Source organism: Streptomyces sp. NPDC031100, from assembly GCF_055570785.1.
This window is the reverse complement of sequence record NZ_JBVIGN010000013.1, coordinates 1-14556: the sequence shown is the minus strand read 5'-3', so window position 1 is coordinate 14556 and position 14556 is coordinate 1. Positions and strand designations below refer to the sequence as shown.

The following is a 14556-nucleotide window of genomic DNA, read 5'->3' as shown; positions in this document are numbered from 1 at the left end:
GAGTGCCCATGACACTGAGCATCCGCAACCAGCTCCCGGGCACCGTCTCCGAGGTCCACCCCGGCGAGGTCATGGCCACGGTCAGGATCCGACTGAACGGCGGGCAGGACCTCACGGCGGCCATCACCCGGGAGGCCGCCGACCAGCTGGGCCTCGCCCCCGGCTCCCCCGTCCGCGCCCTGGTGAAGTCGACGGAGATCTCCCTCGCCACGAGCACGGTCGAGGGCCTGTCCATCCGCAACCAGCTCCCCGGCGCGGTCGTCCATCTCGCCCTCGGCGCAGCCATGGCCTCCGTGAAAGTCGCCGTGGCCGACGCCGAACTGACCGCAGTGATCACCAAGGACGCGGCCGAAGCCCTCGGCCTCTTCGTGGGCTCCGACGTGATCGCCCTGATCAAGTCGACCGAGGTGGCGCTGGCGACGGCGTAGAGCATGCGCGAGGGCCCCCGCCCGGGCACGGACGGGGGCCCTCACTCAGGCGCTCGCTCAGTCCTCGTACGCGTCCAGCGGCGGGCAGGAGCAGACCAGGTTGCGGTCACCGAAGGCCTGGTCGATGCGGCGCACCGGCGGCCAGTACTTGTCGGCGGCCGAGACACCGGCCGGGAAGACGGCCTCCTCGCGGCTGTAGGCGTGCTTCCACTCGCCGCCGAGGGCGGCGGCGGTGTGCGGCGCGTTCGCCAGCGGGTTGTCCTGCGCGGGCCACTCGCCGGAGCCGACCTTCTCGATCTCGGCGCGGATGGCGATCATCGCGTCGCAGAACCGGTCCAGCTCGGCCAGGTCCTCGGACTCGGTCGGCTCGATCATCAGCGTGCCGGCCACCGGGAACGACATGGTCGGCGCGTGGAAGCCGTAGTCGATCAGGCGCTTGGCCACGTCGTCCACGCTCACGCCGGTCGCCTTGGTCAGCGGGCGCAGGTCGATGATGCACTCGTGCGCGACCAGGTTGCCGGGACCGGTGTAGAGCACCGGGTAGTGCGGCTCCAGGCGCTTGGCGACGTAGTTCGCGGAGAGCACGGCCACCTGCGTGGCGCGCTTGAGGCCCTCGCCGCCCATCAGGCGGACGTACGCCCACGAGATCGGCAGGATGCCCGCGCTGCCCCACGGCGCCGCGGAGATCGGGCCGACGCCCGTCTCGGGGCCTGCGGCCGGCTGCATCGGGTGGTTCGGCAGGTACGGCGCGAGGTGCGAGCGTACGGCCACCGGGCCGACGCCCGGGCCACCGCCGCCGTGCGGGATGCAGAAGGTCTTGTGCAGGTTCAGGTGGGAGACGTCGCCGCCGAAGTGGCCCGGCTTGGCGAGGCCGACCAGGGCGTTGAGGTTGGCGCCGTCGACGTAGACCTGGCCGCCGGCCTCGTGGACCTGGGCGCAGATGTCGGCGACGTGCTCCTCGAAGACGCCGTGCGTGGACGGGTAGGTGATCATCAGGACCGCCAGCTCGTCGCGGTACTGCTCGATCTTCGCCCGCAGGTCCTCGACGTCGATCTCGCCGTCCTCGGCGGTCTTGACGACGACGACCTTCATCCCGGCCATCACGGCGCTCGCGGCGTTCGTGCCGTGCGCGGAGGACGGGATCAGGCACACGGTCCGCTGCTCGTCACCGTTGGCCCGGTGGTAGCCGCGTACGGCGAGCAGGCCGGCCAGCTCGCCCTGCGAACCGGCGTTCGGCTGGAGCGAGACCTTGTCGTAGCCGGTGACCTCGGCGAGACGTTCCTCCAGCTCGCGGATGAGCGTGAGGTAGCCCTCGGCCTGCTCGGCGGGCACGAAGGGGTGCAGCTGGCCGAACTCGGGCCAGGTGACCGGTTCCATCTCCGTGGTCGCGTTGAGCTTCATGGTGCAGGAGCCCAGCGGGATCATGCCGCGGTCGAGCGCGTAGTCGCGGTCGGCCAGCTTGCGCAGGTAGCGCAGCATCGCGGTCTCGGAGCGGTGCTCCTGGAAGACCGGGTGGGTCAGGTAGTCGTCGGTGCGCAGCAGCGCCTCGGGCAGGGTGTCCGCGGCCGTGGCGTCCAGCGCCTCGATGTCGCCGGCGACGCCGAAGGCGGAGAAGACCGCGTCCAGCTGGGCCCGGTTGGTGGTCTCGTCGCAGGAGAGGGAGACATGGTCGGCGTCGACCAGACGCAGGTTGACGCCGTTGTCCCGGCCCGCGGCGACGACCTCGGCGGCCTTTGCGGGCACGCGCGCGGTGAGGGTGTCGAAGTAGGAGCCGTGGACGATCTCGACACCGCCGGCCTTCAGGCCCTCGGCGACGATGGTGGCGTACCGGTGGGTGCGCCGCGCGATGGTCCGCAGGCCCTCCGGCCCGTGGTAGACGGCGTACATGCCGGCCATCACGGCGAGCAGCACCTGCGCGGTGCAGATGTTGCTGGTGGCCTTCTCGCGGCGGATGTGCTGCTCACGGGTCTGCAGCGCGAGGCGGTAGGCCTTGTTCCCGTCGGCGTCGACGGAGACACCGACGAGGCGGCCGGGCAGGCTGCGCGCGAACTTCTCGTGCACCGCCATGTAGCCCGCGTGCGGACCGCCGAAGCCCATCGGGACACCGAAGCGCTGGGTCGTGCCGACGGCGATGTCCGCGCCCAGCTCGCCCGGCGAGGTCAGCAGGGTGAGGGCCAGCAGGTCGGCGGCGACGGTGACGAGGGCACCCAGCTCGTGCGCCTGCTCGATGACCGGCTTGATGTCGCGAACGGCACCGGAGGCACCCGGGTACTGGATCAGCACGCCGTTGATCTCGCGTGCGGCGATGTCGGCCGGGATGCCGTCGCTGAGGTCGGCGACGACGATCTCCACACCGGTCGGCTCGGCGCGCGTCTCGATGACGGCGATGGTCTGCGGCAGGGCGTCCGCGTCGACCAGGAACAGGCCCTTCTTGTTCTTGCCCATGCGCCGGGACAGCGCCATCGCCTCGGCGGCGGCCGTGCCCTCGTCCAGCAGGGAGGCGCCGGAGGTGGGCAGACCGGTGAGGTCGGCGACCATCGTCTGGAAGTTCAGCAGGGCCTCCAGACGGCCCTGCGAGATCTCCGGCTGGTACGGCGTGTACGCCGTGTACCAGGCCGGGTTCTCCATGACGTTGCGCAGGATGACCGGCGGGGTGAAGGTGCCGTAGTAGCCGAGGCCGATCATGGAGCCGAGGACCTGGTTGCGGTCGGCGAGCGAGCGCAGCTCGGCGAGCACCTCGGCCTCGGTGCGGGCACCCGGCAGGTCAAGAGCGTCGGCGTTCTTGATCACATCCGGGACCGCGGCGGCGGTCAGCTCGTCGAGGGAGCCGTAGCCGACGTGCGCGAGCATCTTGGCCCGCGCCTCCGGGTCGGGCCCGATGTGGCGCTGCTCGAAGGGGATGCCCGCTTCGAGCTCGGAGAGCGGAGTGCGATGGGCGGTCATTGCGGAGGCCTCCTGGTCTGACGCGACCTTCGAGGGGCACCACGGCACGGTTGCCCCGACGGCCTCCCCCTCTGTCATCTCAACCTGAGAGCTTCACCGGACACCCGAGGGTCCCGGCTTTCACCGTCGGTGAGGGCGAGAGCCGTCGACGCTCGCCCTGCTTTCCAGAGTGACCTCGTCCGTGCGGTACGTGAGCCTGAGAGATTCCGGGGAGGATTTGCTCCTTCGGCGCCTCCGAGGTGGTCGGAGGACTCTCCCGCACGGGGTCAGCAGCCGCTGTCAGCCTACCAGCGAGGTCAACGCCTGGGCCCTCGAGTGGCCGCCTCCCTGAATGTGCTCTTTCGTAGTGCTTACGGATGAGTTGCGACCAAGTGGAGGGAGACGGACCGTGCAGACCGGCATCGATCCGCGCAACCTGATCGGCCGCAAGGCGTTCGACCGCAATGGCACCAAGATCGGCACCATCGACGAGGTGTACCTCGACGACGCGACCGGCGTGCCCGAGTGGGCGGCCATACGGACCGGCCTCTTCTCCCGGGACGCCTTCGTCCCCCTGGAGCCCAGCGAGCTGGTCGAAGGCGCCCTCCGGGTCCCCTTCGACCGCGCACTCATCAAGGACGCCCCCGACTTCGGCGTGGGCCGCCACCTCTCCCCCGAACAGGAACTCCAGCTCTACCACCACTACGGCCTGGACGTGTCCGCCGCTCCCCCGCCCCCGGACCGCGATTTCGGCAAACTGGCAGGCAGCGAGGAGGCCTAGGGATGGCCTAGGGACTCTTGCCGGCCCCTGGGGGCGCGGGGAACTGCGCGAAAAACCACGGCGAACCCGCACCCACCGAACGACCTCCCCCCTACAGACCGGTATCGACGTCCGACACCAGCGGCAACGGCTCCGCCGGCTCCAGCCCGGGATCGTCCACCCGAAACGTACGAACCCGCCCCGGCTCGGACTGCGGTGTCTCGAAGCGCACGGTGACCCGCCCCAGACCGCTGCCCTGCACCCACCCGTGCCCGTACTCGACGTGCCGCACGTCATACCCGGCACGCCACTGCCGCTCGGCCGGTTCCGGGTCCTCCACGGCCTCGGGCACGACCTCCTCCGGCCCCTCCGCGGACGCGGCCCGCTCGCCCGCCGCCTGGGCGAACAGGTCCTCCTGGGTGTAGTCGGCCAGCCCGGAGACGCCCACGCCGAGCAGCCGGACCCCGCCCGTGGTGTCCACCGACTCCAGCAGCCGTGCCGCAGCCTCCCGGATCACCGCCGGATCGTCCGTGGGGCCTCTGAGCGTCTCGGAGCGGGTCAGCGTCGAGAAGTCGTACCGCCGCACCTTCAGGACGATGGTGCGCCCGGACAGCCCGGCACCGCGCAGCCGCCGCACGCACCGGTCGGCGAGCCGCTGCACCTCCAGGCCGACCCGCAACCGGTCGTGGATGTCCACGTCGTACGTGTCCTCGACCGACACCGACTTGGTCTCCCGCTCGGCCACCACGGGCCGGTCGTCGCGTGCCAGTGCCATGGCGTACAGCGCGTGCCCGTGTGCCTTGCCCAGCAGCCGTACGAGTTCGTCCTCACCCGCCTCGGCCAGCTCCTCGACCGTCGTGATCCCGGCCCGTCTCAGATGGTCACCGGTCGCCGGGCCGACCCCGGGCAGCGTCCGCACCGACATGGGGCCGAGCAGCTTACGCTCCGTGCCGGGCTTGATGAGCACGAGTCCGTCGGGCTTGGCCTGCTCCGAGGCGATCTTCGCGATCATCTTGGAGGCGGCCAGCCCCACCGACCCCGTGAGCCCCGTGACCGCCCGTATGTCGTCACGCAGCTTCGTCCCCGCCAGCCGCGCCGACTCCTCGTCCCAGGCCGCTCCCCCGGCCTCCAGGTCCACGAACGCCTCGTCCAGGCTCAGCGGCTCCACCAGCGGTGACAGCGCCCGCAGCAGCGCCATCACCTGATCGCTGACCGATCGGTACAGGGCGAAGCGCGGCACGAGATACGCGGCGTTCGGCGCCAGCCGGCGCGCCTGTGCCATGGGCATCGCCGAGTGGACACCGAAGACCCGGGCCTCGTACGACGCGGTGGCCACCACCCCGCGTGGTCCGAGGCCGCCCACGATCACGGCCTTCCCGCGCAGGCTCGGCTTGGATGCCTGCTCCACCGAGGCGAAGAAGGCGTCCATGTCGAGATGCAGGATCGTGGGCGCGTTTCTCACATCTCCGATGCTGCACCACGCCACTGACAATGCAGGGTCCCCGAGGGCCCTGCCGTGGGCTGCCCGGGAGGCGTCAGACGGCCCGGTTGCGCCGCCTCGCCAGCTCGTCGGCCGGGTTGGGCCCGACCAGCGTCTCCCCGGTGTCGATGCGCTCGCCGTGCAGCTGGGAGAGCGCGCTTTCCACGTCCCGCCAGACCACGCCGACGGCGATCCCGAAGATGCCCTGACCGCCCTGGAGCAGGGCGTGGACCTCGTCGGGCGAAGTGCACTCGTAGACGGTGGCGCCGTCGCTCATGAGGGTCATGCGCTCCAGGTCGCGGAAACCGCGTTCCCTGAGGTGCTGGACGGCCGTACGGATGTTCTGGAGCGCGACCCCGGTGTCCAGGAACCGCTTCACGATCTTCAGGACGACGACGTCCCGGAAGCTGTACAGACGCTGCGTACCCGACCCGTAGGCGGGCCGCACGCTCGGCTCGACCAGGCCGGTGCGGGCCCAGTAGTCGAGCTGCCGATAGGTGATGCCGGCGGCCGCGCAGGCCGTGGGCCCGCGATAGCCGATCTCCTCGGACGCCATGGACGCCGCCCCTCCGCCGTTCGGCACCGCTGTCGGCCGCCGCGGGGCGTGATCGACAGCGCTGCTATGAAGCGGGTACGGACCGCTGTCCCCGAAACGTCCGGGAGCACCCCCAGCCGTACCGTCGCCGCTGGTTCTCACGCCGACCTCCGTCCTTGACCTGCCTTCTCGACGGTAGGCAGTCACCAGGGGTGCGTCAACGATCGCCACACTCGGCACGCCGAGTGATAATCACCCTGGGAGTGGTTTCCCGTCCCCCACCGCGGGGAAAGGCTAGCCGAATGCTCTGGCAGGAAGCCGTAGGACGCTCTCCATGGCCGGTGGCACATGCCATGGCGCGGGGCGCGGACGAACGGCCGACCGGCCGGTCACATACCCGCGGGTCGCCCGGCCGGCCCCCGTCTCACTGGCTGCTGGTGCCGAAGTCCTCGGGCGAGATCTGGTCGAGGAACTCGCGGAACTTCTCCACTTCGTCCTCCTGCTCGTCCGGAATCGCGATGCCGGCGTCGTCCAGCACCCCGTCGCTGCCATAGATCGGCGTTCCGGTACGCAGGGCCAGCGCTATGGCATCGGACGGGCGAGCGCTCACCTCGACCCCGCTGGCGAAGACCAGCTCCGCATAGAAGACGCCCTCACGGAGATCCGTGATGCGCACTTCGGTCAGCTCCTGGCCGACGGCCTCCAGCACGTCCTTGAAGAGGTCGTGCGTCAGCGGTCGCGCGGGGGCCATGCCCTGCTGGGCGAAGGCGATCGCCGTCGCCTCCCCGGGCCCGATCCAGATGGGGAGGTAACGGTCGCCTCCCACTTCGCGCAGGAGCACGATCGGTTGGTTGGAGGGCATTTCCACCCGGACACCTACGACATCGAGCTCGTTCACACAGCAACCCTAGGCCGTGCCCGGGACGTTTGGGTAGTCGGGCCGGGAACAGGTGGCCGATCCGGCCGCCCGGACACGCCGCCGGTCAGGGCAGCCGCACACCGAGAGCGACCTGCACCAGCGCGGCGTGCAGCTTCACCGTGAGCGCCGCCAGCTCCTTCGTTCGGGCCTCGGCATGAGCCCTGGTCTGCGGGTTGCGGTGGCGCTTCAGGGGGGCCACCACCTGGTCCACGAGCCCCGCCTCACGGTCGGCGGCGGCCTTCATCACCCGCAGGTGGCGCGGCTCGATCCCGAACCGGCCCAGCTCGGCGACGAGCGTGGCCACGGTGACGGCCTCGGCGTCGTACGTTCCGCCCTCCACGGGAGCGATCAGCCCGTACGACTGCCACTCCTCGAGGTCCGCCTCGTCGATCTCCGCGGCCGCCAGCAGCTCGGCCCGCCCGATCCGGGCGACCGTGGGCCGCTCGAACGACTCCGGTACGTCCTCCCCGGTGCGCTGACGCCCCACCACGGGCAGCTGGACGGCCTCGCCCCGCTCCATGGCGTCCAGGTGCTCACGGATGACCTTGAGCGGCAGATAGTGGTCCCGCTGCATCCGCAGGACATGGGCGAGACGCTCTACGTCGCCTGCGCTGAACTTTCGGTACCCCGAGGGGGTCCGCTGCGGCTCGACGAGGCCCTCCGACTCCAGGAAACGGATCTTGGAGATGGTGACCTCGGGGAACTCGTCACGCAGCGCGTTCAGCACCGTGCCGATGCTCATCAGCCCACTGTCCGTGGCGGCGGTACCGCTTCGGGCACCGCCGCTCGGTGTATGAAGCATGGACCTTCCCTGGGGTCCCCGGACGGGTCCGGGGGTCAGATGCCCTGCCGACTCGCGTAGAAGACCAGCCGGTACTTGCCGATCTGCACCTCGTCACCGTTCGACAGAGCGACCTGGTCGATCCGCTCACGGTTGACGTACGTACCGTTCAAGCTGCCCACATCGGCCACCGTGAACGAGCCGTCCGGGGAACGCCGGAACTCCACATGCCGACGGGAGACCGTCACGTCGTCCAGGAAGATGTCGCTCTGCGGGTGACGGCCGGCCGTGGTCAGGTCGCTGTCCAGCAGGAAGCGGCTGCCCGAGTTCGGTCCCCGGCGCACCACCAGTAGCGCCGAACCCATCGGCAGCGCGTCGACCGCGGCCTGCGCTTCGGGCGAGAGCATCGGCATGGCCGTCTGACCGGTCGCCTCGGCGTCGTAGGCCTCGAGACCGGAGATGGAGATCGTGGACGTGGTCTCGGACGCGCGCTCCGGTGCCACACCGGGACGCAGCGGCGCACCGCAGTTGGAACAGAACCGGGCGTTCTCCGCGTTGCGGTTACCGCACCTCGTACACACCAGGACCGACATGAACGGATCCTCCTGCCGCGACTGCCCCGCGGAAGCGTTGGACGCGTACGGGTCGGAGGCAAACCCTCCACCCGCACTTGAGGTTGACGGTTGCCCGAAACCTATGCCGCCGGACTGGGCAGGGTCAACAGACGCCGCGCCCTGACCTCCGGAAATGTCACCGCCCGGACCAGCGACCTGGTCGCGGAACAGTGGGCGCTGGCCCTCTGCGTCAGGCTGTGCGCGATGACGAGCGGTCGCGTTGTCGCTGCCCTCTCGCGCGCTCTTGCCGAACAACTTCGCAAACAACTTCACGGGCGATTCCCCTTGACCGAAACAGACCCGCCCGTGGGGCAGGACGAACCCTGATTGCCTACACCGGCCGACCCGGACACCCTCACAACGTCCGTATCCACCAAACAGTTTCCACCACGCACCACCCCTTCGGTGCGCCGACCCCCCGCAACCTCATGCCCCTGCCGGACGTCCCCCATGCACCACCGGTTCACTGGGAGGACGACCGAGCGTAGTCAGGCTGCTTCGCCTGCCGCAAGGCGTCTACGACGATCTTGTTAGACCGCTCCACGGTCGCCGTGGCCTGCTCCTTCTCCAGGGTCTGCACCACGCCTCCAGGGATGTTCAGAGCAGGCTCGAGATCCTGCGGCTTCCCGATGACCTTGAAACGATAGGGGGCGTTGATCTTGTTCCCGTCGACGCTCACACTCTTGTCGGAATCGGTGAAGTAGCTGCTCGCGACCACCCGTACCCCGTTGACCTGGATCGCCTCCGCGCCGGCCGCGCGCAACTCCTGGATCGCGTCGAGCAGCATGTCCGCCTTGACCGTCCCCTTCGTGTCCGCGATCGTCATGGTGATGCCGGGACCCTGCGCCGCCACGGTGCCCGCCAGAATGCTCAGTTGCTTCTCCTTCTCGGCGGTCTGCTTGCGTGCCTCCGCAGCCTGGTCGGAGCTGCTCTGCAGCTCCTGGCGCTGCTTTTCGAGTCCCTGCTTCTCGTCCTCAAGACGCTGGGTACGGTCATCCAGTTCATCGAGGATGCGAACAAGATCTTCCTGCCGGGCGCCGCGCAGCGCGCTGTCGCTGTCGCTGTTCGACGCCACCTGCACGGCCAGCCCGAAACCGAGCCCGAACAGCAGCAGCGCGACGATGAGTTGGGCCCGCGTCAACCGCGGCGGCCACAGCCCCTTGACCAGCCGCCGGCGCCCGGTGAGCTGCGGCTCGGGGTTCTCAGCGGGTCCCTGCTCAGGCGTCTGCTGCTCCGACTCCGCAGCCGCGGCCGGCACCTCGTCGGGCAGTGCCTTGCGCAGCCTGTTCTCCGGCTGCCCCTCCTGGTTGCTCATCAGCCTCACGCCCGGAACACGTGCCGTCGGATCGCCGCGGCGTTCGAGAAGATCCGGATACCGAGCACCACCACAACACCCGTGGACAGCTGCGCGCCCACGCCCAACTTGTCACCCAGGAACACGATCAACGCGGCCACGACCACGTTCGACAGGAACGACACCACGAAGACCTTGTCGTCGAAGATCCCGTCCAGCATGGCCCGCAGACCGCCGAACACGGCGTCCAGCGCCGCCACGACGGCGATCGGCAGATAAGGCTCGACGACCGCCGGAACCTCAGGACGGACCAACAGGCCGGCCACGACTCCCACGACGAGGCCCAGTACGGCGATCACGATGTGCCCTTCTCAGTCTTCTCAGTGCTCTCGGAGTTTGGCTGTGCTGTACGTACGATCACACTCGGTGCGGCGGGCAACCGGACGTCGCCTTCCGTGGCGATGGTGGCGCGGATGCCGAAGTTCTCCTCCAGGGCATGCAGATACAGCCCGTCGGCGCTGTCCTGGAACCTGGTGCTCAGCCGCTTCCCGTCCCCCGCCGCGAGCACCGTGTACGGCGGCACCAGCGGTCTGTTGTCGACCAGTATCGCGTCACCCGCGGCCCTGATCGCGGACAGGGCCGTCAGCCGCTGTCCATTGATGGAGACGGCCTCGGCCCCGGAGGCCCACAGCCCGTTCACCACCCGCTGCATGTCCCGGTCGCGCAGCCGCCCGGTGTCGGAGAAACCGGAGGTCTCGCGCGGATTGCTGCCGTCGCCACCGGTGCTGGCCTCCTTGGCGTCGTTCACCACGAGCTTCACCCCGGGGCCATGCACCGCGATGGCGCCCGACAGAATACCCACCAGGTCCGCCTCGGCGCCGTCGCCGCTCTGCCGCAGTGCCGCCCGCTGGCGCGCGTCGACGTCGTCGCGCAGCTTGTCGACATCCTTCTCCAGGCTGTCCGCTGCCGCGGTCTCGCGGTCGACACGGTCGATCAGCTCCTGGCGCTCCTTGGCCACCACGGGCGCCGCCACGCGCGCCTGTGCCGCCCCGACGGTCACCACCAGCGCCGTGAGGACCAGTCCCGCCGCCAGGCCCAGCTTCGCCCTGAGGGTCTTCGGCAGCCCGCCCTCGCCCCGGGACTCCCTCCGGGCGGCGGCCTCGGCGTAGCCGTCGTCGAGGCTGTGGTCCATGACGTTGGTGATCAACGACATGGAGGCGTCCGGACGCGGCGGCCGCGTGGGGCTGCTCCGAACGGGGGGTTGCTGCGGCATGCCGCACATCGTCGCATGTCGCGAGCAGTACCTCCGAATGGCCCCACCGGCGTGCCGGACAGGCCCCCTTGGGGACACTTGTCCGGCACGCACGCGTGCAGTGCCTTTTCGCCCTCCAGGGCCGCCCTTCTACCGTCCGGCGCTGTCCACCACGGCCGCCCACTCGTCCAGCAGGGCCTGCGCCGAGGCGTCGTCCGGCCCCTCGGCCCACAGATGGGTGACGGCCTCGGCCGGGTCGGGCAGCACCATCACCCAGCGCCCGTCTGTCTCCACGACCCGCACACCGTCCGTCGTATCGACAAATCGATCCCCGGCCGCCTCCACGACACGCCGCATCACCAGACCCTTGACGGCCCACGGGGTCGCCAGGTCCCGCTTGAGGACGTGGGCCCGCGGAATCCGCGCGTCGATCTGGCTCAGGGTGAGCTGCGTACGCGCCACCAGCCCGATCAGCCGTACGAAGGCCGCCGTGCCGTCGTAGACGCTGCTGAACTCGGGGACGATGAACCCGCCCTTGCCGTCACCGCCGAAGATGGTGCCCTCTTCGCCGCCCACGCGCGTGAGGTCGTCGGGAGAGGTCGTGGTCCATTCGACCTGCGTTCCGTGATAAGCGGCCACCTGCTCGGCGATCCGGGTCGTGGTCACCGGCAGCGCCACACGCCCGCTGCGCCGCTCGGCGGCCACCAGGTCCAGCATCACGAGCAGGGCCCGGTCGTCCTCGATGATCCGTCCCTTCTCGTCCACCAGCGACAGCCGCTCGCCGACGGGGTCGAACCGGACACCGAACGCGGCCCCCGAGGACGCCACTATCTCGCCGAGGCGCACCAGCCCGTTGCGGCGCATCTCCTCGGTCTCCGTGGGCCTGGACTCGTCCAGACCGGGGTTGATCGTCAGTGAGTCCACGCCGAGCTTGCCGAGCAAGCTCGGCAGGACGAGGCCGGCACTGCCGTTGGAGGCGTCCACGACGACCTTCAGGCCCGATTCCGCTATCCCCGTCGTGTCGACGTTCCGCAGCAGAGAGCCGGTGTACGAGTCGAAGACGCTCGCAGGGAAGTACAGGTCGCCGATCTCCCCGGGGAACGCCCGGCGGTACTCCTGGCGCGCGAACACCCGGTCGAGCTTGCGCTGGCCGCCCTGCGATAGGTCCGCGCCCTGGCCGTCGAAGAACATGATGTCGACGGAGTCCGGCACACCCGGCGAGGTCCGGATCATGATGCCGCCGGCGCTGCCTCGCGCCGTCTGCTGCCGAGCCACGGGGAGCGGAACGTTCTCCAGGTCCCGCACGTCGATGGCGCTCGCCTGCAGCGCGGAGATCACCGCCCGCTTGAGGGCACGGGCACCCCGGGAGTGGTCGCGGGCCGTGGTGACCGTGGAACCCTTCTTCAGCGTGGTCGCATAGGCGCCCGCCAGCCGTACGGCCAGCTCGGGGGTGATCTCCACGTTCAGAATTCCGGAGACACCGCGGGCACCGAACAGGTTCGCCTGTCCTCTCGACTCCCAGATGACCGAGGTGTTGACGAACGCGCCCGCCTCGATGGTCTTGAACGGATAGACCCGCACATTGCCCTGAACGATCGATTCTTCGCCGATCAGGCACTCGTCACCGATGACCGCGCCGTCCTCGATCCGTGCGGCCCGCATGATGTCGGTGTTCTTGCCGACTACGCAGCCGCGCAGATTGCTGTGCTGGCCGACGTACACGTTGTCGTGGACCACGGCCCGGTGCAGGAAAGCACCGCTCTTGACGACGACATTGGAACCGACCACGGTGTGCTCGCGGATTTCGGCGCCGGCTTCCACTTTGGCGTAGTCGCCGATGTAGAGCGGCCCGCGGAGCACGGCGTCGGGGTGTACCTCGGCGCCCTCGGCCACCCAGACGCCCGGAGAGATCTCGAATCCGTCGATCTCGACGTTGACCTTGCCTTCCAGGACGTCTGCCTGGGCCTTCACGTAGCTCTCGTGTGTGCCGACGTCCTCCCAGTAGCCCTCGGCGACATAGCCGTAGATCGGCTTGCCTTCCTTCATCAGCTGCGGGAAGACATCGCCGGACCAGTCGACGGGAACATCGGCTTCGACGTACTCGAAAACCTCGGGCTCCATGACGTAGATGCCCGTGTTGACCGTGTCGGAGAAGACCTGCCCCCAGGTCGGCTTCTCCAGGAAACGCTCGACCTTGCCTTCCTCGTCGACGATGGTGATGCCGAACTCCAGCGGATTGGGCACCCGGGTCAGACAGACGGTGACCAGCGCGCCCTTCTCCTTGTGGAAATCGATCAGGTCGGTGAGGTCGAAGTCGGTCAGGGCATCACCGGAGATGACGAGGAAAGCATCGTCCTTCAACGCCTCTTCGGCGTTCTTGACGCTTCCGGCGGTACCGAGTGGCTTCTCCTCGTTCGCATAGGTGAGCTCCATTCCGAGCTCGTCGCCGTCTCCGAAGTAGTTCTTGACGAGCGATGCCAGGAACTGCACGGTCACAACGGTCTCGTTGAGCCCATGGCGTTTGAGCAGCCGTAGCACGTGCTCCATGATCGGGCGGTTCACCACCGGCAGGAGCGGCTTGGGCATGCTGGAGGTCATAGGGCGAAGGCGAGTGCCTTCGCCACCGGCCATCACGACGGCCTTCATGTCGGAAGCGTCCTCCTCAAGAGACGACGGTCTAGCCGACTTCACCCGTCCAGATTGTCCCGCAGTTCTCCGCAGCGGGCCATCGGGCCACTATGTCCGGACAATCAACGAGCTCAATCGGCCGTGGCATCCGCGCGGACCAGACGGCGGACCTGTACCACGTAGAGCACTCCTGCCCACCAATAGAGGGTTGTACCCCACCCTGCGAACGCCCATCCGAAAATAGCAGCGAGTGACGCGATCCATCCGCTTCCGTCGCTGAGGAGCAGCAGAGGAAACGCATACATCAGGTTGAAGGTGGCGGCCTTCCCGAGGAAGTTCACCTGCGGCGGCGGATAGCCGTGACGCCTGAGGATGCCCACCATCACCAGCAGAACCAGTTCTCTCGCCAGTAGAAGCGCGGTCAGCCAGATCGGCAGGATCTCGCGCCAGGTGAGGCCCACCAGGGTGGAAAGGACGTAGAGCCGGTCGGCGGCGGGATCGAGGAGCCGGCCGAGGCTGCTGATCTGATTCCAGCGCCGGGCGAGCTTGCCGTCGAGATAGTCACTGATCCCGCTGAAGGCCAGCAGGAGGAGGGCCCAGCCGTCGCTGTTGGGCCCCCCGAACTCCGGCCTGAGGATCAGCCAGAGGAACAGGGGCACTCCCACCAGCCGTGCCATGCTGAGGATGTTGGGGATGGTGAGGACCCGGTCCGTTTGGACACGGGTCTCCTGGACCTCCACCCGGGGGCCTCCTGTGCGAATACGAGCCGACGATGCCCCCTGACCTTACCTCAACGCAAAAAAGCTCCGGCCCCTGGGCAATGCCCAAGAGCCGGAGCTGTAAAAGGAGTTCGGCGGCGTCCTACTCTCCCACAGGGTCCCCCCTGCAGTACCATCGGCGCTGTGAGGCTTAGCTTCCGGGTTCGGAATGTAACCGGGCGTTT

General features: G+C 69.0%; 13 protein-coding genes, 1 rRNA gene and 1 riboswitch. Of the genes, 2 read left to right on the top strand and 12 right to left on the bottom strand.

Annotated features, from left to right (window positions below):
• The first annotated feature begins 8 nt into the window (after positions 1-8).
• Complete coding sequence (locus ACZ5DS_RS31740) at positions 9-428, top strand: TOBE domain-containing protein (protein WP_468245339.1); 420 nt, start codon at positions 9-11, stop codon at positions 426-428.
• A 57-nt stretch (positions 429-485) separates the two neighbouring features.
• On the opposite strand, the gene gcvP is transcribed toward ACZ5DS_RS31740, so the two are convergent.
• Complete coding sequence (gene gcvP / locus ACZ5DS_RS31735) at positions 486-3371, bottom strand: aminomethyl-transferring glycine dehydrogenase (RefSeq protein ID WP_468245337.1); 2886 nt, start codon at positions 3369-3371, stop codon at positions 486-488.
• A gap of 174 nt (positions 3372-3545) precedes the next feature.
• Positions 3546-3640: riboswitch (glycine riboswitch) on the bottom strand.
• Between the two features lie 119 nt (positions 3641-3759).
• Here gcvP and ACZ5DS_RS31730 point away from each other — a divergent pair.
• Entirely contained in the window at positions 3760-4131 is a 372-nt protein-coding gene (locus ACZ5DS_RS31730) for a PRC-barrel domain-containing protein (RefSeq protein ID WP_468245335.1), read from the top strand.
• A gap of 91 nt (positions 4132-4222) precedes the next feature.
• Here ACZ5DS_RS31730 and ACZ5DS_RS31725 read toward each other — a convergent pair whose 3' ends face one another.
• The 11 genes from ACZ5DS_RS31725 to rrf all read right to left on the bottom strand — a co-directional run.
• Positions 4223-5572: a DNA polymerase IV gene (locus ACZ5DS_RS31725; protein ID WP_468245333.1), complete on the bottom strand. Its 1350-nt coding sequence runs from the start codon at positions 5570-5572 to the stop codon at positions 4223-4225.
• 73 nt (positions 5573-5645) lie between these two features.
• Entirely contained in the window at positions 5646-6287 is a 642-nt protein-coding gene (locus ACZ5DS_RS31720; RefSeq protein WP_468245330.1) for a MerR family transcriptional regulator, read from the bottom strand.
• Positions 6288-6549: 262 nt separating this feature from the next.
• Positions 6550-7023 (bottom strand): bifunctional nuclease family protein, encoded by a 474-nt coding sequence (locus ACZ5DS_RS31715; RefSeq protein ID WP_004002801.1) that lies wholly within the window; start codon positions 7021-7023, stop codon positions 6550-6552.
• Positions 7024-7108: 85 nt separating this feature from the next.
• Positions 7109-7846 (bottom strand): transcriptional regulator FtsR, encoded by a 738-nt coding sequence (ftsR, locus tag ACZ5DS_RS31710; protein WP_468245328.1) that lies wholly within the window; start codon positions 7844-7846, stop codon positions 7109-7111.
• Between the two features lie 35 nt (positions 7847-7881).
• Positions 7882-8712 carry an FHA domain-containing protein gene (locus tag ACZ5DS_RS31705; protein WP_468245325.1) on the bottom strand — a complete coding sequence of 277 codons (831 nt, stop codon included), beginning with the start codon at positions 8710-8712 and terminating at the stop codon, positions 7882-7884.
• A 190-nt stretch (positions 8713-8902) separates the two neighbouring features.
• On the bottom strand, positions 8903-9754 hold the full coding sequence (locus ACZ5DS_RS31700) for a DUF881 domain-containing protein (RefSeq protein WP_468245323.1): 852 nt from the start codon (positions 9752-9754) through the stop codon (positions 8903-8905).
• A 5-nt stretch (positions 9755-9759) separates the two neighbouring features.
• Complete coding sequence (locus ACZ5DS_RS31695) at positions 9760-10092, bottom strand: small basic family protein (protein WP_003988855.1); 333 nt, start codon at positions 10090-10092, stop codon at positions 9760-9762.
• Complete coding sequence (locus ACZ5DS_RS31690) at positions 10089-11015, bottom strand: DUF881 domain-containing protein (protein WP_468245321.1); 927 nt, start codon at positions 11013-11015, stop codon at positions 10089-10091. Before ACZ5DS_RS31690 ends, ACZ5DS_RS31695 begins: the two co-directional genes overlap by 4 nt.
• Positions 11016-11135: 120 nt before the next feature.
• Positions 11136-13631: a sugar phosphate nucleotidyltransferase gene (locus ACZ5DS_RS31685; RefSeq protein ID WP_468245318.1), complete on the bottom strand. Its 2496-nt coding sequence runs from the start codon at positions 13629-13631 to the stop codon at positions 11136-11138.
• A gap of 113 nt (positions 13632-13744) precedes the next feature.
• Positions 13745-14353, bottom strand: coding sequence for a CDP-alcohol phosphatidyltransferase family protein (locus ACZ5DS_RS31680; protein ID WP_468245314.1), 609 nt, complete (start codon positions 14351-14353; stop codon positions 13745-13747).
• Positions 14354-14461: 108 nt separating this feature from the next.
• Positions 14462-14556: ribosomal RNA gene (gene rrf / locus ACZ5DS_RS31675) — 5S ribosomal RNA — on the bottom strand; the annotation flags it as partial.

Bases quoted from the DNA above. Each gene is read 5' to 3' on its own strand.
- ACZ5DS_RS31740 (WP_468245339.1), top strand. From the start codon at position 9: ATGACACTGAGCATCCGCAACCAGCTCCCGGGCACCGTCTCCGAGGTC.
- ACZ5DS_RS31690 (WP_468245321.1), bottom strand. From the start codon at position 11,015: ATGTGCGGCATGCCGCAGCAACCCCCCGTTCGGAGCAGCCCCACGCGG.
- ACZ5DS_RS31685 (WP_468245318.1), bottom strand. From the start codon at position 13,631: ATGAAGGCCGTCGTGATGGCCGGTGGCGAAGGCACTCGCCTTCGCCCT.
- ftsR (WP_468245328.1), bottom strand. From the start codon at position 7,846: ATGCTTCATACACCGAGCGGCGGTGCCCGAAGCGGTACCGCCGCCACG.
- gcvP (WP_468245337.1), bottom strand. From the start codon at position 3,371: ATGACCGCCCATCGCACTCCGCTCTCCGAGCTCGAAGCGGGCATCCCC.
- ACZ5DS_RS31700 (WP_468245323.1), bottom strand. From the start codon at position 9,754: ATGAGCAACCAGGAGGGGCAGCCGGAGAACAGGCTGCGCAAGGCACTG.